This is a genomic window from Priestia iocasae, from assembly GCF_016909075.1.
In the GTDB taxonomy this organism is placed as follows: domain Bacteria; phylum Bacillota; class Bacilli; order Bacillales; family Bacillaceae_H; genus Priestia; species Priestia iocasae.
Window position 1 is genome coordinate 306,470 of sequence record NZ_JAFBFC010000004.1, and the last position, 24,547, is coordinate 331,016.

The window sequence follows — 24,547 nt, forward strand, 5'->3', positions numbered from 1 at the left end:
GTATTTTACATATGTTTCGATTAAAAGTAGGTGAATAAATTGGATTTAACGCAGCAATCAACCTTTTTAAAAAACACATCCACATCTTTTCAACAAATCAAACAAGAATTTCAGTCTAGACAATTTATTAATGAAGAAAATGATTTAGATTTAACACATGCGACAGACGAGGAGTTTGTTGAATTATTTTTCTCATTAAAGGTATTACGCAAATCATTATCCCCCCATACGATTCGATCGTACAATCAAGATATGCGAACCATTTTAACCTTTTTTTATGAGCAAAAGATTCCGTTGAAGGAAATTGGCTTTATGGAAGTAAAGCTATTTAATAAAGTGATGACTGAAAAGTATGCCAATCGGTCCGCTGCTCGGAAGTTAGAATTTTTTAAACGATTGTTAGAGTTTGGGCATCAAACCCATTTTTATGCAACGCTGTATACCACTTGGATTGAAAAGCCAACGATTGCTAAAGGTCATTATAGTGATAAAAAAGAAGAGCAAAAAAATCGAACTGAATTTCGCGAACTCAGTGAACGAGAAGCAAAAGTCATTGTTCAAGGTCTTGAGCGGGTTGTACGATCCACTAAATATCAACGGCAGTATCAAATGCGAAATCGTCTAATCGGTCAGTTACTCTATTTAAGTGGTCTTCGTTCAAGTGAATTACTTAGCTTAAATTGGGGAAGCTTTCGAGAAGATCGACGAGGCAATGTGATTGCTGATGTAATCGGGAAGGGAAAGAAGGAACGAACCATTCCTATTTTTCAGGAAGTAAAAGAAAGTTTGATGGATTATCGTCAATCATTCGATGAGAGCACGACGTTTCATCCTTTTGATACAACGCCTTTGTTTTATCGGATAAAAGATTACTATCGAACGGGACAAAAAGAGCGTTTATCATACACCACGTTATATCGAGCGGTGAAGTCAGCGGTTTATTATGTTCAAGCCAATCCGTCTATTTCTCCGCACTGGTTCCGACATAGCTTTATTACAAACAGCTTAGCAAACGATGTGCCATTAGCCGTTGTGAAGCAAGTTGTGGGTCATTCGTCCATTGCAACAACGAATGTTTACTTAGAGAAACTGCAAGAAGAAAGTGTGTATGATGCATTTAAACAATCAGGTTATCGATAAAAGTTACCATAATTTAATTATGTAAACAAATAAATAAAAAAGGAAAACAGATGAAGAAATCTTTTATTGTTTCAGTTATGGTGTCTCAAGGCTTGTTTCTTCTTTTTTTACCTGTATTTATTCAGTTGTTCGCTTATTTACATCCAATGGTTTTACTCGTTGTGTGGGCTTGTATGACATTACTTGTTACGTATGGTGTGTATGCGATTCGAAAGGATGAAATCTTTCTATCTTATCAAATCTTTTTAGCTCTAGTAGGGATTTATACAATCGGCTTGCTCGTTTTATTATTTTTTCGACCGAGCGAGCAACAATACGGATCAATCAATCTGATCCCATTTACAACCATTTTCTTTTACTTCTCTGGAGCTGTTAGCCCGCTCGTTGCATTTTATAATCTTGCTGCTAACCTTGGTTTATTTGTTCCTTATGGATTGTGGGGAAGACGAAAGGAAAGAACCGTTTTACAAATGATTTTATTATCAACTTTAACAATTTGTTTCATTGAACTCACACAGCATCTAACACGTCGTGGCAGCCTAGACATTGATGACTTACTGTTGAATGTTGTAGGCGTATTACTTGGCTATTTTCTGTATCCGTTATTTAATAAAGTAATACATATAACCTAAACAAAAGAGGTGCTAGTCTAGCACCTCTTTTATAATTCAAGCGGCTTTTTCTTTTTCGGCATTGACAGAGATTGAGGTGATCGTGATACGTAGCTATGTAGAGTCATCCCAACCATCACAAGTGCAATACCAAACCAAGAAATCATCGATGGAAGGCTCATGGATAAAAAGAGAACTTCTCCGGCAAGTGTAAATAGTACAGCGATTGATTGAGTTGCTTCAACCGCTCCTAGCTTTGACATGTCATCTCGAACCAAATCGGTCGCTTTAAAGAATAAGACGGTTGCAAACACACCGGAGCAAAGAGCTACAAAGAATGACTGAGTTAGTTGACTCGAGCTTGGTAATCCATCTGTCGCCCAGGCATAAACGGAAAGAAGAATCCAAAATGGTAAACTAGCGAGAGTCATTCCTAATACTCGCTCATAAGCATCTAAGCGTCCATTGCAAACTTCCATCATCTTACGGTTTCCAAGTGGATAGGTAAACGAAGCAATAAGAACAGGTAAAAACCCTAACAACATGTCAAGGGTAGAAAGAGATGTTGCTCGTTCTAGTTGCATCAAGACAATCCCTAACAAAATAATGAGAGACATCATTAAGCCTTTATACGGAATTTTGCCTCTCACTTTAATTGGTCCATTGACAGTTTGAACGGTTTCATAAAAGAGAGGAACGAGTAACGAGCCTGAAATAATGGTGATTTGCCACGTACCTGCCATTAACCAGCCTGGTGAGTACGCTGCTGCAAAGCATAAAGGTGCATAAAATAAACCAAATCCAACAAAACTCCACCATAACCATTGAATGGGATGTTCTTTCATTACTGAAATCATTGTTCCCATCTTCTTTCTTACAATCACAATGATTACTAATAAAGGAACCATAAAGAAGTAACGCAAAGAGGCACTCCAAAGCCAATTGCCTCCCGATAATTCCATGGATCGATTTAAAATAAAGGTAAAAGCAAAAAAGAAGGCTGCGCATATTCCTAATAAAATAGGCCGCACAACGCTCACCCCCACTCCTATCATTGAATAAAATTCCATACTCCAACTATATCATACTAGACTTATTGAATATATCCTTGTAACCTAGTACTAGTGGAATTATTTAATTTTTTTAACAATTGGGGGAGTCAATCATGATTAAAGCGATTTTTTTCGACTTAGATGACACGCTGTTATGGGACCAAAAAAGTGTAAAAGAAGCATTTGTTGCGACGTGTAGATACGCAAGTGAAAAGTATCACATTCATGCAGAACAGCTAGAAGAAGCAGTTCGAGAAGCGGCAAGAGAGTTATATGCTTCTTATGAAACGTATGAGTTTACTCAAATGATTGGTATTAATCCATTTGAAGGGCTATGGGGTAATTTTTTAGATGACGAAGAAAATTTTCGTAAAATGAAAAACATTGTACCTACATATCGAAAAGAAGCATGGAACAAAGGGCTTCAAGCTTTAGGAATCCAGGATGAAGCATTTGCTACTGAATTAGCAGAACGTTTTCCAGAAGAGCGTCGCAACAATCCATTTGTTTATGACGAAACGTTCCACGTTCTAGACGAGTTAAAAGGAACGTATCAATTACTACTATTAACAAATGGCTCTCCAGATTTACAAAACACGAAATTATCCATTACACCAGAGATTGCACCGTACTTTGATCACATCGTCATTTCAGGTGCGTTTGGCCGTGGTAAGCCTGATCCAACGATTTTTGAGCATGCATTAGAAAAAATGAACGTCAAAAAAGAAGAAGCCTTAATGGTTGGAGATAACTTAATGACAGACATATTAGGAGCCTCACGTGTAGGGATGAAATCGGTTTGGATTAACCGTCACAATAAAGAACGAAATGAAGTTATTCCTACATACGAAATTACCCATCTAGAACAGTTATATCCGATTTTAAGAGAGTTATCATCAAATAGCTGATTTCTGTTTACAGTCATTAAAAAGGCCCCAACTAGAAGCGCTTTGCCATAAGCACTTCTAGTTGGGGTTTTAGTTATGGGTTAAGCACCTCCTTCAGATGACGAAGCGGCGCTTGCTGCTATTAATGTACCCATCATCGCTGTTTGCTGCGCCTGAAGAATCGTTTCCATAATGGTGTACATTTTCGTTTCTAATAAGCTTGTGTCATCGAGCTGTTCGCTTAATACAAAGCTAGTAGCCATCATAAAGTTTATATCCTTATACCATTTAAATGCTTTCTCTTTATTTAGGAGTGCAGTTACGTGCTGAATTTTATCGATTTCTTGATAAGAATGATCTAAAAGCGTCATTAATCCAAGGGAAGGATAGTGCATCGTTTTTATCTTAAAACCTGACTGTTTAAAGCGATCTTGAAGTTCAACTGTTCGCTCAACTAACCGATTTTGGTTGTCAATCAACGATAGAATATGACTGAGGAATTGAAGGTCGTTTCCTTTTTTAAAACCATTAGCATGCAGCTGATTGTACAATGTTTCGACATGCTGAAGCAAAGGATCAATTTCTTTATCTTGAGCCGCTAATAAGACTGCTAAAGGATAATCGCTGTGTGATGTAAGGAAGAAGTGGTTTTTTCTCATTCCCTTATAAACTTGTAATGCACGTTCAATTTGAGGTTGATAATGTTGGTTATGAGATTCGTTTGTCATTAAAATGAGAGCTGATAAGTAGGTAAAGATATTACGACTAAAGCCTTCTTGTACGAACTCTTCATATATGCGGATAAATGGTTGAAAGGCTTGTTGAGGATAATCAGTTCGGATGTCTAACATCGCAGCTATGGTAAATCGTTCTTGTGATTTCAAGGTCGAAAAGGTTCCCACCTCATTTTTAATGTAATCACTTAAGCGGCTATATCTCTCTAAATCAAAATCTCGCTTGTTAACTACATACATTGATGCAACCATCATAAACGTGCGGGAATCAGCTAGGCTCCATTTGAATTTTTTCTTTAGCATTGTATAAATCTCTTCATAGCGGGTGACCTTTTCGTTGTATGTACTCAACTTCTTCACTCCGTTTCATTTTGTTATACATATAGATACGGATGATATTGGTAAAAAGTTTCAATTTTAATGATTACTCATCAAATGAAAACAAAAAATAACCTAGGCGTTTTTCTAGGTTATTTTTTGCGATTTTGTATTTCTTCCGTTACGACAAATGCTAAATCTTCATTCCCAAATAACGATAACACACCAATAAGGGTTTGATCTGCGACATCTCCAGCTTCTTCTTTCGGAACGGTTAAGTCAACAGCATGCAACAAGGCAGGATTTTTTTCTTGATTTGGATAAGCACGTGTATAAAGCTCAATTGGGTCTAGATCATGATTAACACACCATTGCGCAAACACAAGAATCATCATTTCTTCATCGCGTTGATAGTTCGCGATAATTTGTTTTTCAACATCTTTTTGGTTCATAGTATGAAGCTCCTTTTTATGTATGTACTTGTTTATTGTAACATATTCGTTGTATGACATAAGTGAAAGAAGGGAATGAACAATACTAGTAAAAGAAAGAGAGTGGTTAGGATGAATCAAGTGAAGGATTATATGAAGCACGATTTAGACATCTTATTTGTTGGCTTTAACCCCAGTCTAGTCTCTGGAGAAACAGGTCATCATTTTGCAAATCCCCGTAATCGTTTTTGGACGATTTTACATAGAGCAGGCATTACGCCTAGAAGATATCATCCAGAAGAAGATTTTACATTACTTGATCTAGGTTATGGGCTCACAAATATCGTGACAAGGCCTACGAAAGAAGCGGCAGAAATTACAAGAGAGGAATACGAAGAAGGGAGAAAAACATTAAATGAGAAGATTACTTTTTACAAGCCTCGCATCGTCTGTTTTGTAGGAAAAGGCGTATACCTTGAATACAGCAAGCAAAAGAGAGCTCCATGGGGTGTGCAGGATACGTCTGTTGTTCCTCATGTAATGGACTTTGTTGCGCCGTCTTCAAGTGGTCTTGTGCGGATTAAAGTAGATAAGATTGTTCATCTTTATTCTCAATTACCGGACTTAGTTCAACAAATGAAGAAAAAGGAATAAACCTTTCTTAAGAGGACCTGATTAGAATAACGTCTTGCAATAAATAAAGCCAAGAGTCATATTCATACTCTCGGCTTTATTTATTGTTTATGACTTAAACAGACTCCACTTTGTATGAATGGGAACAAGTTCTTCTTCATCTTCATCGTATTCATACAAACCACGTTCTTTTAAATACTCCACAAAATACAGCTCAGCTTCTTTTCGCTCATCATAAGGCTTAATAGATAAGACAAAACCTAATTTATGCTGTTCCTCGTTCTCAACACCAGATATGTACGCTTTTACGTTATGCTGTAGAAATAGCTCTTTAGCGGGAATAATTAATTCTTTTATAAATTTAGAAATCAATTCCATTTCAAAATCGAAGGTAAATCGTTCAATTTTCTCTAAATCTGCAAAGACAACGCCGATAAAAGACGTATTATGTATTTCATATTCCTTCGTTTTTTCATCCCAATCAATATGTCCAATTTCTTTTAAATAGTTGATAAAATAGCCTAAACCTTCACGTTTACTAAAAGGCTTTGTAGAAAGAACCAACCCTAGCTTTTTATATTTAGGAAGGTAAGCGCATGATAGAAAAGCGGGAACGCCATGTTGAGCAAACACATGACTTGTACCTTGCAATAGCGCATCGAGCACATGGTGCGTTATTTTCATGCTTTTACGAGGGAAATAATATTCATTTTTTAGGATTTCACTCTTATCTGCGAACGTAGCGCCAATAAAGCCTGTGTTCGAAAGAGTAGGAGGGAGCTTCTTTTTACTTGTTCTCTTATTTGTAGCCACTAAAAAGTACTCCTTTCTGTTCGTTCTATGAAGAGTAGTCGAACGTATGTTCTGTTTATATTCATATCATACAGAAACTTGAACAAAATGTAAAGAGAAGATGAAAGAAATTTCACATAATAAATAGTGTAAATAAAATGAACCATTTAGCGGAGCGAGGGGAGGGAGCGGGACATGAAAAAGGTGATAGCACATAAAATGCTATCACCTTAATTGGTTTTATAAAATTAACGAGCTTCCGTTAAAGCTACCATTTCTTCTTCTTCGATATCTATATGACAATCCATCGTGTGAATCGTTTTATCTTCATGATTTCCGTAATAAATCGTAATATTCATGGCTATCGCTCCTTTAATGAATAAGATTCATTAGATCTAATTATGTACGTAGTTTTATTAGTATTCATTATACAACAATCCAGTATTCACCACAATAGGAAAGTGTAACGTAGATGATTTCGAGTAAAGATAAGACAAAGGGACGGAAGAATTTTTATCCATTTTAATGGTTATTGTTACAAAATATACGAGATTATAACAATTAAATATGAATAATTATCCAAAAAACATTAAAAAACGACTTCAATTTCAACTTTAAATTTGTTCAATTAGATCATAAATGAAGTGCTGATTTTTCACTTTTTGGTTATTATGTTAACTAAATGAAATAGAGAGATAGATAAAAAGTTACTTAATGAAATCTTAGCTTTTGTAAATGAATATGTATGATCTGGATAAAGCTTAAATTAACTTGGGATACCCTGAACATGATTGAATCTCATATTCCAGTCACATACATAATATAGAACGTAAATTCAGTGTACGTACATGAGTTATTTACTGATAAGAATTCTTTCTTTATTTTCTTTTCTGTCTCACTATCTAAAGTATACTTATAAAATGAGACGAAAAATCATTTTTTTATTTACGTACCTAGAATATATATTATGTTAACTTGAAAATAAAAAAGATGAGAGTAAGTTTTATGCGTCTACTCCCTTTTTATAGTTAGTTGCTCAAATTTAGAATTAAACTCTTTATCTGTTTACATGATAACTGAACACTACTTGTTCTTGAGGATTCGTTAAGAAATGTTTGTTTCCGCTCAGCAACTGCAGCTTTTGTTCTTTTTTTATCTCTGTCTTTTATTTGAGAAAGATGCAATGGCTCACGCTGGAATTCCTTAAATTTTCTTTCAAGATATAGACCTTTATCCTTGTATATCCAATTAGCAAAACATTGAATAGTTCTTTTTGCTTTTTCAGCGATTTTCTTCGTGCTTTCTCCAGACAAATAAAGGTTAACGATTTCGTTAGTTGAAAGTGTTCGCTTTACCTTGGGATGTTCTGGCATTGTATCCCGCTCCCTTCCTCAATTTCGTTAAGTATGACACGAACTAAAGTTCTAGTGAACAGGTACAATACCATCAAAAAGCAGGTAATAGCTATTCGTTTTGTTCTCCTTTTATTTATCCGTAAGTTTCATAGGTGTTCGTTGCTTCACTTCTTCACAGTGGTTAATCCAATTTATGACCAACTCAGGATTAGAAGCAAAGTGAAAATGTGTATACCCTGCCACAACATTTTGGTTTAAATAGCCTTCTTGCTTTGTACCGTGCATGCCTTTTGTTTCATACGCATAATCAAACTCGTTAGTTGGATGAAAAGTAGAGTAATGAAACTCATGACCTCTTGCTTGTTGATGGTGATCAATTAAAAAGTTATGGTTTCGTCCGTTAATTTCTCGATAGCCTAATGCCGCAAGTTTTGACTGCATTTTCACATAACCTGATATGACACCTACCATTGAATAACGTTTCTTTTCTGTTGTTTCAATAGAATCGGTTAAATACATAAACCCTCCGCACTCAGCCAATGTTGGTATCCCTCGTTGGATCGCCTGTCTAAGTGAGCTTTTTGTTACATTATTTTGTGAAAGCTCACGTGCAAATTCTTCAGGAAAGCCACCACCAAGGTATAATCCGTCCACATCCATTGGGAGAGGTTCATTTGCAAGTGGTGAGAAATAAACGATATCTGCACCGTAAGATTGTAAGAGTTCGAGATTTTCAGGATAGTAAAAATTAAATGCCGCATCTTTAGCCACCGCAAGCTTAATTATTTTTTCACTTTTATTGTTAAATAGAGACGGTGCTTCAGTCCTCTTAAGTGAAGATGCAACAGATAGCTTCAGTAACCGATCGAAATCAACTGTTTCAAGAATCAAATCTCCTAACTTACTAAAAAACGAATCGAGTTCCCCTCGTTCAATTGACGGAATTAAACCAAGGTGTCTTTCTGGTATTTCAATTTCAAGCTCTCGCTTCAAATAACCAATGACAGGAATGTAACACTCTTGTTCAATGGCTGTTTTCACGAGGTTAAAATGACCTTCACTTCCAACTTTGTTTGCAATGACACCAACAATATTTGGCTTATCATCTAATAATTGAAACCCTCTCACAATAGCAGCTGCACTTCTCGCCACACTTTCACAATTGACAACTAATAGAACGGGACTTTTCGTAATGATACTAATGTCGGCTGTGCTACCTTCATTGGTTTTTGGATCTTTTCCGTCAAAAAAGCCCATTACCCCTTCAATGATTGAAATATCTGCTCCTTTACTTCCATGCGCTAAAATATCAATAACTGTCTCTTTTGATAGCATCCAACTGTCTAAATTCCTAGAAGGACGCTTCGTAACGGCAGTATGGTATGTAGGGTCAATATAATCTGGACCACACTTAAATCCTTGAACGGTTAAGCCTTTTTTCATCAATGCAGACATTAAGCCAATTGTTAACGTCGTTTTGCCAACACCACTTCCAGTACCGGCAATAACAAGTCTTCTTTCAGTCATCTAATACGTTCTCCTCTCCACAAAGGGTTAGTAAGCGAAAAATCTTTTTTTATCCCCATCAGAGTTAATTCGCTACGAGATAAAAAAATACCCCTCTTTCAAGTAGCAAATTTTAAAATCTGTCTACTTAAAGAGAAGTATATCAACGTCTATCACTTACTAAATTAAACCATTACTTTACACATGTCATTCGTAAAGGCAACTGGATCTTCAAGTGGAAGTCCTTCAATGAGAAGGGCTTGGTTGTATAAAAGATTTGTGTAGAGATCAACTTTTTCTTTATCGTGTTCAAATGCTTGAGTAAGGGCTTTGAAGATATCATGATTTGGATTAATCTCTAGTATTTTATCCGCTTTAATGTTTTGATTATCAGGCATTGCACGTAAGATTTTTTCCATCTCAATTGTTACGTCACCGTCTGTTGATAAGCAAACAGGATGTGTTTTTAATCGCTTCGATTCTTTAACCGCTTTTACTTTACCCGCTAATCGTTCTTTCATGTAGTCGAAAAGCTCTTTATGCTTAGTAGTTTCGTTATCTGCATCTGCGTCTTCGTTGGAATCATCAAGGTTCAAATCGCCGCTTGAAACGGACTTGAATTCCTTCCCATCGTAATTCATTAGCATCTTAACGGCGAACTCGTCAATTTCATCGACAAAATATAAAATTTCATAGCCTTTATCTTGAACGAGCTCTGTTTGTGGCATGTTGGCAATACGCTCATACGATTCACCAGACGCGTAATAAATATGCGTTTGATTTTCAGGCATTCTTGAAACATACTCTTCTAACGTTACCAGCTTTTTCTCTTTTGATGAGTAAAACAACAGCAAGTCTTGAAGGTCTTCTTTGTTTGCCCCAAAGTCACTGTAAACACCATATTTTAACTGCTTACCAAATGATTCAAAGAACGCTTCATATGTCTCACGCTCATTTTTTAGCATGGTTTTTAATTGGTTTTTAATCTTATTTTTAATATTTTTAGCAATGAATGTTAGCTGACGATCGTGCTGTAACATTTCTCGTGAGATATTTAATGACAAGTCCTCTGAATCAACAAGCCCTTTTACAAACCCAAAATAATCAGGAAGCAAATCACTACACTTGTTCATAATCAACACACCGTTGGAATAAAGCTCTAATCCTTTTTCGTATTCTTTAGTGTAATAATCAAACGGCGTTTTCTCTGGAATGAACAAGATGGCTTGATAACGAATCGTACCGTCTACACTAATGTGAAGATGCTTAAGCGGGTTGTCAAATCCGTAATGTTTTTCATGGTAAAATGCTTCATAGTCTTCAGATGTTAGCTCACTTTTATTTTTACGCCAGATTGGAACCATGCTGTTGATGGTTTGTTCTTCTTGAATGTGTTCAAATTCAGATTCACTGCCTTCTTTTGGACGGCTCGTTGTGACATCCATCTTAATTGGATATCGAATGAAATCAGAATACTTTTTCACAATGGAACGAAGGGTGTGCTCATCTAAATACTCATCGTATGTCTCTTCTTCTGTATTTTCCTTAATTGTTAAGATCACTTCGGTTCCAACACGTGCTTTTTCTGCCGTTTCAATGGTGTAGCCGTCTGCTCCTGTTGATTCCCACTTATATGCAACTTCATGACCAAATGGCTTTGTTAGGACGGTTACTTTATCAGCTACCATAAATGAAGAGTAAAATCCAACACCAAATTGCCCAATAATATCATGGCCGTCTTTTAACTCATTTTCTGCTTTAAACGCGAGTGACCCGCTTTTTGCAATTGTTCCGAGGTTGTTCTCAAGCTCCTCTTTTGTCATGCCAATTCCAGTATCTACAATGTGTAACGTTCTTGTTTCTTTATTTGCAGTGATTTTAATAAAATACTGACTTTGGTCGAATTGAAGTGAATCATCCGTTAAAGCCTTATAGTAAAGCTTATCGATAGCATCACTTGAATTGGAAATTAACTCCCGAAGAAAGATTTCCTTTTGCGTGTAAATTGAATGAATCATCATGTCTAACAACCGCTTTGATTCGGCTTTAAATGGCTGCATTGTCATAGACTTTCCCCTTTCTGTTCTTTATAAATATGTACGGTTAGCACTTGGTAAGAAAGAGTGCTAATCATTTATTTACTTATCATAGTTACCTGTTTTTTGTCAATACATTTTTAACCTTTTTGTTGTTCTCTTTTAGTTAAAATTCACATGAACAACCCCTTATTCACTCATTGTATAAGGGGCGTAATAAGTATGATGAGAGTTATTTTGGAATGAGAACTAGTTTACCCTTTGTTTGACGACTTTGCATGAGCTCATGAACGTGAGCTGCTTCTTCCATGGCAAACACTTGGCCGATCGTAAGCTTTAATCTACCGTCTTCTACATACGTAAAAAGCTCTTGTAAGCTTGGTTGAAGCAATTCACGTTTTCTCATGATTTGTGGAAGGAAAAAGCCAATGACGGATTGATTTCTAGCCATTAAAGAGGAAGGATAAAAACGACTTTGTTCACCGCTAGCAACCCCATAGATGACAAGACGTCCAAACGTCGCAAGACATTTCAAGGTGTTATAAAAAACGTCTCCTCCAGCCATTTCAAGCGCTACATCTACCCCTTTGCCGTCAGTTGACTCCAATACATCGTTCTCCCAGCCATCTTTCGTATAGTTAACGACAACATCTGCTCCCATTTCACGAGCCAATGCTAGTTTTTCTTCTGTACTTGCTGTTGCGATTACCTTCCCTGCACCAAAAATTTTTGCAAGTTGAACGGCAATTGTTCCGACTCCACCTGCAGCAGCGTGTACGAGAACCGTTTCTCCTTTTTCAAGGCGCCCCATCGTTTTTAACACATGATAAGCACTCAACCCTTGTAGTGGTAATGCAACTGCAAGTTCGTAACGTAACGCGTCAGGAAGAGGAATCACCCCTCGTGCGTCCGCGAGAGCAAACTCAGCATAGCCTCCAGACTCGATTAGCGTTACGACGCGATCTCCTGGTTGAAGGTTGGTAACGCGTTCTCCTACCTCCACTACAACTCCTGCAATTTCTGCACCTGGAATAAACGGAAGCGGTGTTTTAACTACATACTGTCCTTCACGACGTGCGGTGTCAGCATAGTTAACGCCCACTGCATGAACCTCAATTAATACTTCATATCCGCTCGGTGTTGGGCGATTAAGCTCAACGACCTGTAATACTTCTGGACCACCATATTGTGAAAGTTGAATGGCTTTCATCTTCATTTCCCCCTTATTTTCCTTGAAAGATTGGTTTTCGTTTTTCTTTAAATGCGGCAATGCCTTCTTGATGATCGTTTGTTGTGATCATTAACGTTTGTGTCATTCGCTCTTGCTCTAAGATTTCATCAAGTGTAGAGGTCAAAGCATGGTTAATGATTTTCTTTTGCATACCGTAAGCTTTTACAGGGCCTTGAGCAAGCATGGTCGCATATTTCATCACTTCTTCTTCCAGTGCTTCAATCTTCACTAATTGATTAATAACCCCTAATTGATAAAGTCGCTCAGCAGGGATTGGCTCTGCTGTAAAGAAAAACTGCTTCGCTAGCTGTGGCCCAATTAAGCGTGGTAAAAAGTAAGAGCCTCCTCCGTCTGAAATGAGCCCGACTTTTGAGAAACTTAAAGCAAACTTACTGTCGTCTGCTGCGATAATTAAGTCACATGCTAGTGCAAGGTTAAAACCAGCTCCAGCCGCAAAACCATGAACGGCCGCTAAAATCGGTTTTTCAATTTGCTGCATAGTCAAAATACACTCGTTTAATTTTCCAATATGCTCGTATACCACTTCGCCATCAGCTTTCCCCATTGTTTTGACATCACCGCCAGCACTAAATGATCTTCCGGCCCCTGTTAACACAATTGCACGCACGTCGTCATTGCCTTGCGCTTCTTTTAATGCATCAGTTAGACCTAAGATCATTTCAGAGCTAAATGAATTTAAGCTATCTGGTCGATTTAATGTAATCACCATCACAGATTGGTAATAATCAATAAGTAAATGTTGTTGACTCATGTTAATCTCTCCCTTTTATTTGCTTTATAAAAGTAGCCATCCTCCATCGACAAGAACATCTGACCCTGTGTTCCCTCCTTAGTTACAAGCAAATTGTCCTGCACGGTATTGCAAATCAGCAATGCGTCGATTTCGCTCAATGCTTTGATCAAAAGAAGAGTAGCGACTGCACGCTTTCATTAATAGTTCCACTACTTGCTGTTGCTTCTTGCCGTCGGTTAATTCCGTTACTAGTTGACGACTAATTCGTTCGACTTCCCAAAGCTGTTCTTCTACATATGTTCTTGTTAAATCCATTTTCAGTGAAGACGCAGCTTCTCCATATTGTAGAATCGATTTGTATGTACGATACACCACAGATTCTACTGAGAATAAAGCAATCGCAAGGTCGGCTAACTTCATCAATGTTTCTTGCTCATGCACAAGATTACTTCCAAATGATTCATATGCAATTCCTGTACACAACAAGAAAATGTGACGTAATAAATCAACACTTTCAAGCTCTTTTGCCCATTCGTCTACGCTATATGAAGAAGGTTGCTGTAGCTGTAATAATGCTTCTTGTACTTTTGTTTCAAGCTCAACATCTCCTTTAGCAACTTTGCGGAATAAGTGCGTCGGGATAAGGAGGCGATTGATTTCATTTGTTCCTTCGAAAATACGATTAATACGAGAATCACGATACATTTGCTCAATGCCATATTCTTTAATAAAGCCTGCGCCTCCGTGAAGCTGCAAGGCTTCATCTACTACATAATCCAGTGTTTCTGAACCGAACACTTTGCATATGGCACATTCAGTTGCGTATTCACTCATTCGTTTTCCAATCACTTTGAAATCTGTTGATGTATACAAATCCCCGAGTGCTTCTTCTAATAGGTGTGCTGTACGATATTGAACGGATTCCGCTGCATAAATACGAGCAGTCATTTTTGCTACTTTTTCTTTTGAAGCAGGAAACTGGCCAATTTCGCAGTCGAATTGCTTTCTTTCTTGTACAAAGTGCACAGTCTTTTTTAACCCGTACTTGGATGCTCCCATACATGCCGATCCTAAATTAAAGCGGCCGAGGTTTAACACATTTAAAGCAATGATGTGCCCTTTGCCTATTTCTCCTAATACGTTTTCGATCGGAACCTCACAATCTTCAAAAATAACAGTTCTCGTTGAAGACCCTTTAATCCCCATTTTGTCTTCTTCAGGACCTAATGAAAGCCCTTTGAAGTTCTTTTCGACAATGAAAGCGGTAAAGTGTTGTCCATCTACTTTTGCATACACAATAAATGTTTGTGAAAATACAGCATTCGTAATATATAGCTTAGAGCCATTTAATAAGTAATGTGTCCCCGCTTTATTTAAACGAGCGGTTGTTTGAGCAGCTAAAGCATCTGATCCAGCGTTAGGTTCGGTTAGACAATAAGCTCCTATATATTCACCAGAAGCCATTTTCGGTAAATATTTTTCTTTTTGTTCATGCGTTCCGAAATACGTAATCGGCAACGTTGCAATACATGTATGATTAGAATGAGCGACACCATATCCACTAGAGGGGCCTACCATTTCTCCAACAATCCCTTTGCTAATTTTATCTAAGCCAAGGCCACCATATTGTTCGGGGATGCTGTGAGCTAATAATCCTAAATTCCCTGCTTTTTTAAGCAAAGAAGTCACAAGTGTAAAGTCTTGCTGTTCAATGTGAGCGTTGTGAGGAATAACCTCTTTTTCAATAAACTGCTTTGCGGTCGTGCCAATCATTCGATGTTCATCTGTAAAGTCTTCAGGAGTAAACACATCACTTACAGATGTTTTTGAAAATAAAAAATGTGCACCTTGATATCGTTCATTTGTTTGTTTCATTCGAAATAACCCCTTTCAGTCTCTGATTAAAAAGGCTGAGTTGAATAGTCTAAGACGATTTTCTCTCCTTGAAGGATAGGTACGACATTCATCGTCCCTTTCTTGGCTGCAAATACTAATTCTTCTAATGCATCATAGCGCTTTAACAACCGACCGACTCGCGAAGAAGATAAAACGTCGTATGCTTTGGAGCAGCCTTTGTAAAATGAAAGGGCGGCAGTTGCTGCATCTGTTAATTCATAGGTTGAGTGATGATCGTTAAGTAAGGAATGAATGAAGTCTCCTGCTCCATACAAGTCTTCTAAACTTACTTCGCCCGAATTACCTGCACAAATGATGACAATCGTATCGACTTCTTGATTTTGTTTGACAGCACTCGCAACACTCGGGTTATTTAAAAGAGATGATGCATATACTTTTTTGGCACGCGCCGCTTTTTTTAGTGCAACCGTTCCATTTGTTGTTGATAAAATAAGCGCTTTTTTCTTCACAAACGGACGAAGAATTAAAGGACTTGGATAGACAAACCCTTCAATCGGTTGTGCTCGCTCTTCACCTGCTAGAACGTAGTGCCCCTGCTTATATTCTTGACATCGTCGTTTGGCTTCTACTCGGTTCATCACAGGAACAACTTCAGTCGCTCCGTCATAGAGAGCAGACGTAATCGTTGTAGTAGCAAGAAGGACATCTAGAACAATGGCAATTTTATATCCAACAGCTAACTTGTCAGGTGAAATCTCTTCCTTTCTTAATAGCACATGTATTTTCGTCATTTACGAGACTTCCTTTGACATAACATGTACCCCATGATTAATTAAGGTCTGGACGAAACGATTAAAAGAGGAGAATCGCTTATCGTTCGTTTGCCCTTTTTTATAACGGTAATAAATTTGCTGACAAATAACGGCTAGCTTGAAATAGGCGAATGTCAAATAAAAGTCTATGTTTGTAACGTCTCTGCCACTTTTTTTGCTGTACATCTCAATGAATTGCTTTCTTGTGAAAAACCCCTCTGTAACGGTAATCGGTGGTTTGCCAAGTCCAAACTTTAATAAGTCAGGATCATCCACTTGTGTCCAATAGCTCATGGCGACCCCTAAGTCAGCAAGTGGGTCGCCAACGGTGGTCATTTCCCAATCAAACAAACCGACCATGGATCGTAAGTCTGAACTAAACATGGCATTATTAAATTTGTAATCGTAATGAATAATGGTTGAGTCTTGAGTAGCGGGGATATGTTCTGTTAGCCATTTCATTACAAGCTCGGCTTCTTTCATGTCATCGGTTTTGGCTCGCTCATATCTAGAAATCCAGTCATGGACTTGACGCTCCAAAAATCCTTGTGGCTTACTCATATCTTTTAGCTTTGTATCGTGGTAGTTAATGTTGTGTAGCTGAACGAGCTGGTCAACCATTGTTTCTGAAAGCTGCTGACAAAGCTCATTTGTAATCAGCGTATTTGTTGGAAATGAAGTATCTAAAACAACGCCGTGCTTTCTTTCCATTAGAAAAAACGGACTTCCAACAACCGATTCATCTTTTGAGAACAGAATGGGTTTTGGCGCTGGTGAAAAAAGAGGATGAATAGCTGAAATAATTTGGTATTCTCGCTCCATATCGTGAGCTTTTGGAGCAAGTGGACCGAGTGGAGGGCGCCGTAATACTGCTTCCCACTCACCTACTTTCAGTTGATACGTTAAATTGGAATGGCCAGCTGAAAACTGCAACACCTCAAGTGAACCAGCTGGTATACCAAGATGTTGAGATAAAAAAGTTTGAAGGTTTTTTACGTTAAGTTCTTCGCCTGGTCGTATAGAGATTGTATCGTTTGTGCTCAAATTGTTTTCACTCCTTCTTTTTGATAGCTGTACCACCCTTGACCTGTTTTACGTCCTAAATTGCCTTCTTTTACTTTTTCAACGATGCATGCAAATGGTTGATCTGATGGATCTCCCGTTTCTTTAAAGCGTTGTTCCATTACATAATAACCGACGTCGATACCTGACAAATCCATTAACTCAAACGGTCCAATTGGATGGTTAAGTGCTTTTCGGCAAATGATATCAATGTCTTTGAAATCAGCAATTCCTTGCTCATAAAGAGAAACAGCTTCTTTCTGCAAAGCTCCTAATATACGATTGGCGATAAAACCAGAGATTTCTTTCTTTAATAAGACAGCAGTCCGATTAATTTGCTTACAAACGTTCATTGTTACTTGAGCGGTTTCTTCAGATGTTTGTTCACTCATGACCACTTCTACGCAGTCCATGACAAGTGGTGGGAAGAAGAAATGCATGTTTACTACTTTATCAGCGCGATTTGTAACATTGGCAATTAAACTATTAACAATGGTTGAGCTATTTGTAGCTAAAATAGCATGAGAAGGAGCAAAACGGTCAATTTGCTTGAAAACCTCTTGTTTAACATCTAATCGCTCTACTACTGCTTCTATAATAAAATCAGCATTTGTAGCTGCTTTTTCAAGACTAGTAGTAAACGATAATCGATGAAAAGCCGCTTCTTTTTGATCTTCTGATAGTTTCCCTTTTTGAACCCATTTGCTCATAATAGCTTGTAAGCTTTGTTTCGCTTTTACAAGTGCCTGTTCTTCTAAGTCTTGAATGGTTGTATCAAAGCCTCCTAACGCACAAAGCATTCCAATTTGGTGTCCCATTTGTCCTGCTCCAATAACTGTCAGTCGCTTTATATCTTGGTTATTCATTTCTTTCTCCTCCTTAAACTATTTAATACTAACCAGTTGGTATGTTTTGAGAAGGGAGTATGAGAAGGTTACCTCCCTTTTTACTGTTGCTGTTCAATTCCTTTTAACATGATGTCGATAAACATTTCTGACACCTCTTCGTCTGTCATGCTTCCGTTTGGATTGAACCATTGATAGCTCCAATTTGCCATACCTAACATACCAAAAGTGACAATGCTTGGATTTAAGTCGGAACGAAACTCTCCTGTTTCAATTCCTTTTATAACAATTTGTTCAATGTTAAAACGAAAAAGATCTCGCTTCTCAATAATTTCATTCAATCGTTCTTCACTTAAGTTTTTCATCTCGCGAAAAAATACTTTGGCACTTGAACCGTCTGTTTTAATATGACGAATGAGCATATAGACCATATCAAATATTTTCTCTTTACAGCTTTTCGCATCATTTAATAGAATGTCTTCTTGTTGTTTTAGCATTTCATCAATGTAGCGAAGATGAATGTTCATCAGTAATTCTTCTTTACTAGAAAAATAGTAATAAAATGTTCCTTTTGTTACACCAAGAGCATCAACAATGTCCTGGATAGATGTTTCGCTAAATCCTCTTCGTTCAAATAACTCAATGCTTTTCTCAGTTAGTTTGTTTTTCACGTTTACTCCTCACTATCATGTCAAAAATATCTTAGAAAATTATACCATATTCATTACATCGCATGAACTCCACCGTCTACAACTAGTACATCACCGGTTACATAATTTGAGGCATTGGAAGCCAAAAATAATGCAGCTCCTTTTAAGTCATCGTCGTTTCCAAATCGTCCAAGGGGTGTAAAATTTAAAATAGATTCTTTACCATGCTCAATGATTCCTTTTGACATTTTAGTCGGGAAAAACCCAGGTGCAAGGGCATTTACGTTAATGTTATACTGCCCCCATTTTGCAGCCAAATCTTTTGTGAAAGTGATGACTGCCCCTTTACTTGTGTTGTATCCAATCGTATCCATAAATCTTGGATCAGTACCCCCTAATCCAGCGACGGATGCAATGTTAATAATTTTTCCTGTTCGCTGTGCAATCATGACTTTCCCTACTTCCTGACTCATTAAAAATGTTCCGGTTACGTTCACATCCATTACTTTTTGCCACGCTTCTAAAGGCATGTCTGTAACTGGCGCACCCCATGTTGCCCCGCTATTGTTAACTAAAATGTCAATTGTTTCAAATGTCTTTTTCGTTTCTTCCACAACGTAACGAACATCCTCTGCATTTGCGACATCACATTTTAGAGCTAATGTTCGAACGCCTAATGTCTCAAGCTCCTTGGCAACTTCTTGGCACGCTTCTACTTTTCGTGAACAAAGGACAACATTCGCACCAGCTTCTGCAAACCCTCGGGCGATTTGAGCACCTAATCCTCTGCCGCCACCGGTGACAATGGCGGTTTTGCCGGTTAAATCAAACAACTGTAAGACATTCATCCAAAAATCCCTCGCTTTCTTAATGTAATGAATAGACGTTATCTTTCTGCTTTTGCAGCTCTAATTTGGCAAGCTGGGCACGGTGAACTTCATCCGGACCATCTGCCATTCGTAATGTACGTGCATTTGCCCACTGAGCAGCGAGCGGAAAATCATCGGATACACCAGCACCACCAAAAGCTTGAATAGCCCGATCTAATACACGCAAAGCCATTGAAGGAGCTACGACTTTAATCATCGCAATTTCTGCTTTGGCTTCTTTATTTCCAACCGTGTCCATCATATAGGCTGCTTTTAAGGTTAAAAGTCTTGCTTGCTCAATTTCAATTCTTGAGTCTGCAATCCACTCTTTAATGACACCTTGACTTGCTAAAGGTTTTCCGAATGCTTTTCGACTTTGAACACGCTTACATAATTCTTCAAGTGCACGTTCAGCTGCTCCAATTAACCTCATGCAGTGGTGAATGCGACCAGGACCCAGTCTACCTTGTGCAATTGCAAACCCTTTTCCATCTCCCCAAATGATGTTGTCAGCAGGAACCCTTACATTTTCAAATGTCATTTCAGCGTGACCATGAGGAGCATGATCGTAGCCAAATACAGAAAGCATGCGTTCTATTTTGACACCAGGTGTATCTAATGGAACTAAAATCATAGATTGCTGTTCATGTCGATCGGCATCCTTGTTGGTTTTTCCCATTAGAATAGAAATTTTACAGCGAGGGTCACCTGCACCGGATGTCCACCACTTGCGTCCATTAATGACATACCCATCGCCCTCTTTTCGAATGTCTGTTTCAATATTTGTCGCATCCGATGAGGCTACATGAGGCTCAGTCATAGAAAAGCAAGAGCGAATTTCCCCGTTTAGTAGAGGAACTAACCATTGTTGCTTTTGTTTATCTGTTCCGTAACGAACTAACACTTCCATGTTACCTGTATCAGGTGCACTGCAGTTAAACACTTCAGGCGCAAGAAGTGATCGCCCCATAATTTCACAAAGAGGTGCATATTCAGTATTTGTCAAACCTGCACCATATTCACTTTCTGGTAAAAATAAATTCCACAATCCTTCTGCTTTTGCTTTTTGCTTTAACTCTTCCATGACTGGCGGAACATGACTCCATCTACTTTGTTGTTCATTCAATTGCTGTTCATAAAGCTTTTCGTTCGGATAAATCTGTTCTTCCATAAATCTATTTAGCTTTTGCTGTAATTCTTTCACTTTTGGTGAATAGGAAAAGTTCACATAATCATTCCTTTCATATACCAATTAAACTAACTAACCGGTTGGTATGTAAGTTCATATTTAGTATACAACTTCTACCAAAATATTCAACTATTATTCCGAAAATTCAACTAATTATTAAAGAAAGACCTAGAAAGATGTTTGAATCTTCTAGGTCTTTTGCGCTCTCTACTTCTTTTCAATTGCCTCACTCACATCGTATAAGCTAAGATCAATCTCCGTTTCTTCACCAAGAGTTAGTTTGGCAAGCTCAGCTCCGAGATACGGCCCACTAGTCAAGCCAGAAGCTCCCAGTCCATTTGCAACAAGAACGTTGTCATAGTGTGGTAAACGTCCAATGACGGGTAAAAAGCCAGGAGTGAATGGACGGAATCCTACTCTTGTTTCAAGTACCGTTCCATTTGCTAGATCTGGTGCTACAACCATTGCCTTGCTTAAAATTTCATTCATACCACCAGCGGTGACTCGTGTATCAAATCCTGCTTCATCTTCATGTGTCGCTCCGACAACAATTCGTCCATCTTCAAATGATAAAAGGTATTGATTGTTAGGAGGCATCACAACAGGCCAATTACTTGTATCAACACTGTCTATTTCTAAATGAAGAATCTGTGCCTTTTGAGGGGTTACTAAAAAGTGGGTGTTTAGCGGTTGTAACACTTCTTTCGCCCATGCTCCACCTGTCAGAATGATTTCATCACCTTCAATCATTCTCTCTGCTACCTTCACACCTTTTACACCACCCTCTTCATAAACGAGCTGTGCGTCTCCGTTTAAAAGAGTCGTTCCATGCTTAACAGCCCCGTTAATAAGAGCTGTGCGTAACGCTCTTCCATTTACACGCGCTCCTCCACTCACATAGACCGATCCGTATGCTTCTGATAAAGGTGGAAACAGTTTTTTTGTTTGTTCTGGTGATAAAATCGTAATTTCACCGATTTCAGGTGCCTCTTCTTTTCGTTTACGTGCTCGTTCTGCCATCTTTTCAAGTTTTTCTGGATCTGTATGCAGGCTAATGGTTCCGACACGCTTGTAACCTGTTTCCTGTTCACCATCTGCTTGTAATTGTTCAATTAAAGCAGGATAGTAACGAGCGCCACCTTTTACAAGTTGATACCACGCTTTGTTGCGCCTTTGTGAAAGCCATGGACAAACAATGCCAGCTGCAGCGTCTGTTGCTTGACCTTTATCAAACCGATCAATAAGTATCACCTCTGCTCCTGATTTGGCAAGATGATAAGCTGTGGATGCGCCTAAAATTCCAGCTCCAATGACAATGCATTTTTTCATGATTAACACCTATTCTTTCATTGTTTTGACTACCGTTATCTTTTAGCACAGTTAGTATAGCATCGTACTCAAAGAATAACAATTATACGAAAAGCCGTTTTCCCTAAACTAAGGAAAAACGGCTTTATTTTATAGTGAGATAAGTTTTGATCAATAATACGGTATTGTTCATTTCTATGATATGTGTTGTTCTCTTCTATAAAGGAATGAACTCTTTAATCCTTTTCAAATAACCACTCTTCCCATGATGAGATGAAAAGGAACTTTTTCACACTCAGCCTCATAGAAACATCTCACTTCGTGTGTTCCCATTCTTCCATCACCATCTCACCATTAATAGTTGCCCCGAGTTCATATCCTTCACTGGCTGCCATGATTAATCCGGAAAAAGTATTTTTTGCATCTCCGATAATATACAAGCCTTCAATAGTTGTTTCTCTATTTTCACTGACTTTATATCCGCCCATTTCATTTAACTCGACTCCTAATTTAAATGGGATATCGCTAGCTTGTGTTTCACCAGTATCCAATATAAATCCGTCGGTTCTTTCAAAGGACTCTCCTGATTTCACTACTATTTTTTCTAATTGTCCATTTGTAGATTGCAGTTCAACTATTGGGGATTCCACTAGTTGCACACCATGTTCCATGAGTTCCTTCTTTTCAGAACCGGTTATTTTAGCTGGTCCATTTGTAAAAACAATGAGGTCTTTGCTCCAGTTGTAAATCATCTTCACATAATGCATAAGCCATTCTTCATTTCCAAATACAGCTAACTTTTTATCTCTTCTTTCCCAACCATCACAATAGGGACAAGGAAAAACAGACGTACCATACACTTCTCTAAGTCCTTTAATAGAAGGTAGTTGGTCTTTCATACCTGTTGCAAAAATGACCTTTTTACTTCTATATACATTCCCCTCTTTAGTAGTAACTTCAAAAGCAGCGGCAAATTTGACAACATTCTCTACTCGATCTTGATCATAGCGGACATTAGGATATTTCTTTAATTGTTCTAAAGATATTTTTTTGAACTCTTCAGGTTTTATTCCGTCTCGGCTTAAAAATCCATGCGATTCACGAGTTACTCTGTTCCTAGGTTGATTTTCATCAATAATAAGTGTGTTTCTTCTAGAACGTCCTAAAACAAGCGCTGCGTTAAGTCCAGCTGCGCCTCCTCCTATTACAATACAATCAAAAAGTTTCTCGTTCACAACTCATACTTCCCTTCTTTGCAATCACTTTAGTAGTTATACCTTCAAATGAACCATGTTGATGACCTATTGGGATAATTCTCCTGACATCTAGTTGTTCAAGGATTTGAAAAACAGTTAATCCATTCAATTCTTCAGCAACCTGCATAGAAGAAGGAAATTCTTCAGGGCTTGACCCTTGTGGAACTGAATTTTCATCTTTCAAAAAACCTAAATAAATAAATACTCCATCATCCTTCAATAACTTGATGAGTTTATTAAACAGTATCTGTCTCTCATTTTTCGGTAGATGGACATATGAAAGTAAAGCAAGGTCAAACTTTTCATTACTTTCATAATTGAAGATATTACCTACCTTTGCATGAATGTTGTAATTTCTTTTTGCGGCTTCTGAATTAATGAAATTAACAGCAGATGGAGCCAAATCAATACTAATGACATCCAATCCTTTTTTAGCTAGCCAAAAACTATTTCCACCTTCTCCAGCCCCAATATCAATGGCTTTACCAGTTCTAATTTCTAAGTTATTGAATGCCTCTACAAGTGCATCATCTGGGTCAGTCCAAGGTGTTTGATTTGATTTATAATATTCCTCCAATGAATAATCATTTGCCATTTTTAATCCCTTCTTTCCATTAGCAACCCTTTTTTGAATGTGTTCCATGATAAGCTAGGGATCTCTTTCGGGGCAACTGAGCCAGTATACATCGCTTCCCAAGCTGTAAAGAGAATACCATCATACATATGAAAAACCCATAAGTCTGGAATTTCCTGAGAGATATAACCTTCTTCTCTTAGTTTTTTAATTATTTCTCTTAACTCTTTGTTTACTTCTGAAAACTTACATGTGTTTGGGTCATGATCTTCGTGTTCCTTATTTTCTTTCATAAGAAGAACGAATCCCTTGACACCTGCGCTTGTTTTGATGATGTCTTCCATTTGTTCAATAGGGTGCTCGTACTTTTCCTTTGCTTGTTTAAAAATCGATAAAGTACGTTGTATGAGTGTTTCGTGAATTTCCTTAAATAACGTTTCTCTATTTTGAAAATTCCGATGAAGTGTCATTCTACTGACTCCAGCTGCTTCAGCAATATCTTCTAATGAGGCGGAATCATATACACTCAAAACTTGTATAGCTGTTTCAATTATTTTAGATCTTGATTTACTCATTAAAATCACCCTTTATGTTACGTTGATGTAACATATAGTACAATAAAGTAACAACGAGGTCAAATTAAAT

24 protein-coding genes are annotated in these 24,547 nt (G+C 37.8%); 4 read left to right on the forward strand and 20 right to left on the reverse strand.

Translation table 11 applies throughout. From position 1 onward, the window contains the following. Positions 1 to 39 precede the first annotated feature (39 nt). Positions 40 to 1,140, forward strand: coding sequence for a tyrosine-type recombinase/integrase (locus tag JOC83_RS12710; RefSeq protein WP_205187677.1), 1,101 nt, complete (start codon positions 40 to 42; stop codon positions 1,138 to 1,140). A gap of 50 nt (positions 1,141 to 1,190) precedes the next feature. Next, positions 1,191 to 1,772, forward strand: a complete 582-nt coding sequence (locus JOC83_RS12715) for a VanZ family protein (protein WP_205187678.1) — start codon at positions 1,191 to 1,193, stop codon at positions 1,770 to 1,772. A 29-nt stretch (positions 1,773 to 1,801) separates the two neighbouring features. Here JOC83_RS12715 and JOC83_RS12720 read toward each other — a convergent pair whose 3' ends face one another. Next, the gene (locus JOC83_RS12720; RefSeq protein WP_205187976.1) at positions 1,802 to 2,782 is read right to left on the reverse strand and encodes a multidrug resistance efflux transporter family protein; all 981 of its coding nucleotides are present in this window, start codon (positions 2,780 to 2,782) and stop codon (positions 1,802 to 1,804) included. A gap of 134 nt (positions 2,783 to 2,916) precedes the next feature. Here JOC83_RS12720 and JOC83_RS12725 point away from each other — a divergent pair, with 134 nt between their 5' ends. Next, a complete protein-coding gene (locus JOC83_RS12725) occupies positions 2,917 to 3,711 on the forward strand; it encodes an HAD family hydrolase (protein ID WP_205187679.1) in 795 nt (264 codons plus the stop codon). A gap of 80 nt (positions 3,712 to 3,791) precedes the next feature. Here the strand turns inward: JOC83_RS12725 and JOC83_RS12730 are convergent, their stop codons facing one another. Beyond that, entirely contained in the window at positions 3,792 to 4,775 is a 984-nt protein-coding gene (locus JOC83_RS12730; RefSeq protein ID WP_239583501.1) for a DUF4003 family protein, read from the reverse strand. A 119-nt stretch (positions 4,776 to 4,894) separates the two neighbouring features. Then, positions 4,895 to 5,194, reverse strand: a complete 300-nt coding sequence (locus JOC83_RS12735; protein ID WP_205187680.1) for a hypothetical protein — start codon at positions 5,192 to 5,194, stop codon at positions 4,895 to 4,897. Between the two features lie 111 nt (positions 5,195 to 5,305). On the opposite strand from JOC83_RS12735, the gene mug reads away from it, so the two are divergent. Beyond that, positions 5,306 to 5,827 carry a G/U mismatch-specific DNA glycosylase gene (gene mug / locus JOC83_RS12740; protein WP_205187681.1) on the forward strand — a complete coding sequence of 174 codons (522 nt, stop codon included), beginning with the start codon at positions 5,306 to 5,308 and terminating at the stop codon, positions 5,825 to 5,827. An 87-nt stretch (positions 5,828 to 5,914) separates the two neighbouring features. Here mug and JOC83_RS12745 read toward each other — a convergent pair whose 3' ends face one another. The 17 genes from JOC83_RS12745 to JOC83_RS12825 all read right to left on the reverse strand — a co-directional run bounded on the left by JOC83_RS12745 (position 5,915) and on the right by JOC83_RS12825 (position 24,477). Continuing rightward, positions 5,915 to 6,619, reverse strand: a complete 705-nt coding sequence (locus JOC83_RS12745; protein ID WP_205187682.1) for a hypothetical protein — start codon at positions 6,617 to 6,619, stop codon at positions 5,915 to 5,917. Positions 6,620 to 7,626: 1,007 nt separating this feature from the next. Beyond that, entirely contained in the window at positions 7,627 to 7,971 is a 345-nt protein-coding gene (locus tag JOC83_RS20340) for a hypothetical protein (RefSeq protein WP_205187683.1), read from the reverse strand. Positions 7,972 to 8,082: 111 nt separating this feature from the next. Next, the gene (locus JOC83_RS12755; RefSeq protein WP_205187684.1) at positions 8,083 to 9,480 is read right to left on the reverse strand and encodes a cobyrinic acid a,c-diamide synthase CobB; all 1,398 of its coding nucleotides are present in this window, start codon (positions 9,478 to 9,480) and stop codon (positions 8,083 to 8,085) included. A gap of 164 nt (positions 9,481 to 9,644) precedes the next feature. Beyond that, positions 9,645 to 11,525, reverse strand: coding sequence for a molecular chaperone HtpG (gene htpG, locus JOC83_RS12760; RefSeq protein WP_205187685.1), 1,881 nt, complete (start codon positions 11,523 to 11,525; stop codon positions 9,645 to 9,647). 202 nt (positions 11,526 to 11,727) lie between these two features. Further along, positions 11,728 to 12,705, reverse strand: coding sequence for a quinone oxidoreductase family protein (locus tag JOC83_RS12765; RefSeq protein ID WP_205187686.1), 978 nt, complete (start codon positions 12,703 to 12,705; stop codon positions 11,728 to 11,730). A 13-nt stretch (positions 12,706 to 12,718) separates the two neighbouring features. After that, entirely contained in the window at positions 12,719 to 13,498 is a 780-nt protein-coding gene (locus tag JOC83_RS12770) for an enoyl-CoA hydratase/isomerase family protein (RefSeq protein ID WP_205187687.1), read from the reverse strand. A 78-nt stretch (positions 13,499 to 13,576) separates the two neighbouring features. Next, positions 13,577 to 15,355, reverse strand: a complete 1,779-nt coding sequence (locus JOC83_RS12775; protein ID WP_205187688.1) for an acyl-CoA dehydrogenase family protein — start codon at positions 15,353 to 15,355, stop codon at positions 13,577 to 13,579. A 26-nt stretch (positions 15,356 to 15,381) separates the two neighbouring features. After that, positions 15,382 to 16,128 carry a 2-phosphosulfolactate phosphatase gene (locus JOC83_RS12780; protein WP_205187689.1) on the reverse strand — a complete coding sequence of 249 codons (747 nt, stop codon included), beginning with the start codon at positions 16,126 to 16,128 and terminating at the stop codon, positions 15,382 to 15,384. Next, on the reverse strand, positions 16,129 to 17,193 hold the full coding sequence (locus JOC83_RS12785; protein ID WP_205187690.1) for a phosphotransferase family protein: 1,065 nt from the start codon (positions 17,191 to 17,193) through the stop codon (positions 16,129 to 16,131). Next, positions 17,190 to 18,077, reverse strand: coding sequence for a 3-hydroxyacyl-CoA dehydrogenase family protein (locus tag JOC83_RS12790; RefSeq protein ID WP_205187691.1), 888 nt, complete (start codon positions 18,075 to 18,077; stop codon positions 17,190 to 17,192). The genes JOC83_RS12785 and JOC83_RS12790 overlap by 4 nt, the downstream gene beginning before the upstream one ends. A gap of 80 nt (positions 18,078 to 18,157) precedes the next feature. Then, entirely contained in the window at positions 18,158 to 18,727 is a 570-nt protein-coding gene (locus JOC83_RS12795) for a TetR-type transcription factor C-terminal domain-containing protein (protein ID WP_205187692.1), read from the reverse strand. Positions 18,728 to 18,780: 53 nt separating this feature from the next. Further along, positions 18,781 to 19,554 carry an SDR family oxidoreductase gene (locus JOC83_RS12800; protein ID WP_205187693.1) on the reverse strand — a complete coding sequence of 258 codons (774 nt, stop codon included), beginning with the start codon at positions 19,552 to 19,554 and terminating at the stop codon, positions 18,781 to 18,783. 19 nt (positions 19,555 to 19,573) lie between these two features. Beyond that, entirely contained in the window at positions 19,574 to 20,803 is a 1,230-nt protein-coding gene (locus JOC83_RS12805; protein ID WP_205187694.1) for an acyl-CoA dehydrogenase, read from the reverse strand. Between the two features lie 168 nt (positions 20,804 to 20,971). Then, positions 20,972 to 22,093, reverse strand: a complete 1,122-nt coding sequence (locus JOC83_RS12810; RefSeq protein WP_205187695.1) for an NAD(P)/FAD-dependent oxidoreductase — start codon at positions 22,091 to 22,093, stop codon at positions 20,972 to 20,974. Positions 22,094 to 22,386: 293 nt separating this feature from the next. Next, the gene (locus JOC83_RS12815; protein WP_205187696.1) at positions 22,387 to 23,307 is read right to left on the reverse strand and encodes an FAD-dependent oxidoreductase; all 921 of its coding nucleotides are present in this window, start codon (positions 23,305 to 23,307) and stop codon (positions 22,387 to 22,389) included. Beyond that, positions 23,288 to 23,971, reverse strand: a complete 684-nt coding sequence (locus tag JOC83_RS12820) for a class I SAM-dependent methyltransferase (protein WP_205187697.1) — start codon at positions 23,969 to 23,971, stop codon at positions 23,288 to 23,290. Before JOC83_RS12820 ends, JOC83_RS12815 begins: the two co-directional genes overlap by 20 nt. Then, positions 23,926 to 24,477 (reverse strand): TetR/AcrR family transcriptional regulator, encoded by a 552-nt coding sequence (locus tag JOC83_RS12825; protein WP_205187698.1) that lies wholly within the window; start codon positions 24,475 to 24,477, stop codon positions 23,926 to 23,928. The genes JOC83_RS12820 and JOC83_RS12825 overlap by 46 nt, the downstream gene beginning before the upstream one ends. Between the last annotated feature and the right edge of the window lie 70 nt (positions 24,478 to 24,547).

What these genes read in the sequence shown, in the direction of transcription:
- JOC83_RS12715 (WP_205187678.1), top strand. Translation starts at nt 1,191, where the DNA reads ATGAAGAAATCTTTTATTGTTTCAGTTATGGTGTCTCAAGGCTTGTTT.
- JOC83_RS12725 (WP_205187679.1), top strand. Translation starts at nt 2,917, where the DNA reads ATGATTAAAGCGATTTTTTTCGACTTAGATGACACGCTGTTATGGGAC.
- JOC83_RS12735 (WP_205187680.1), bottom strand. Translation starts at nt 5,194, where the DNA reads ATGAACCAAAAAGATGTTGAAAAACAAATTATCGCGAACTATCAACGC.
- mug (WP_205187681.1), top strand. Translation starts at nt 5,306, where the DNA reads ATGAATCAAGTGAAGGATTATATGAAGCACGATTTAGACATCTTATTT.
- JOC83_RS20340 (WP_205187683.1), bottom strand. Translation starts at nt 7,971, where the DNA reads ATGCCAGAACATCCCAAGGTAAAGCGAACACTTTCAACTAACGAAATC.
- JOC83_RS12755 (WP_205187684.1), bottom strand. Translation starts at nt 9,480, where the DNA reads ATGACTGAAAGAAGACTTGTTATTGCCGGTACTGGAAGTGGTGTTGGC.
- htpG (WP_205187685.1), bottom strand. Translation starts at nt 11,525, where the DNA reads ATGACAATGCAGCCATTTAAAGCCGAATCAAAGCGGTTGTTAGACATG.
- JOC83_RS12765 (WP_205187686.1), bottom strand. Translation starts at nt 12,705, where the DNA reads ATGAAAGCCATTCAACTTTCACAATATGGTGGTCCAGAAGTATTACAG.
- JOC83_RS12770 (WP_205187687.1), bottom strand. Translation starts at nt 13,498, where the DNA reads ATGAGTCAACAACATTTACTTATTGATTATTACCAATCTGTGATGGTG.
- JOC83_RS12775 (WP_205187688.1), bottom strand. Translation starts at nt 15,355, where the DNA reads ATGAAACAAACAAATGAACGATATCAAGGTGCACATTTTTTATTTTCA.
- JOC83_RS12780 (WP_205187689.1), bottom strand. Translation starts at nt 16,128, where the DNA reads ATGACGAAAATACATGTGCTATTAAGAAAGGAAGAGATTTCACCTGAC.
- JOC83_RS12790 (WP_205187691.1), bottom strand. Translation starts at nt 18,077, where the DNA reads ATGAATAACCAAGATATAAAGCGACTGACAGTTATTGGAGCAGGACAA.
- JOC83_RS12800 (WP_205187693.1), bottom strand. Translation starts at nt 19,554, where the DNA reads ATGAATGTCTTACAGTTGTTTGATTTAACCGGCAAAACCGCCATTGTC.
- JOC83_RS12810 (WP_205187695.1), bottom strand. Translation starts at nt 22,093, where the DNA reads ATGAAAAAATGCATTGTCATTGGAGCTGGAATTTTAGGCGCATCCACA.
- JOC83_RS12820 (WP_205187697.1), bottom strand. Translation starts at nt 23,971, where the DNA reads ATGGAACACATTCAAAAAAGGGTTGCTAATGGAAAGAAGGGATTAAAA.
- JOC83_RS12825 (WP_205187698.1), bottom strand. Translation starts at nt 24,477, where the DNA reads ATGAGTAAATCAAGATCTAAAATAATTGAAACAGCTATACAAGTTTTG.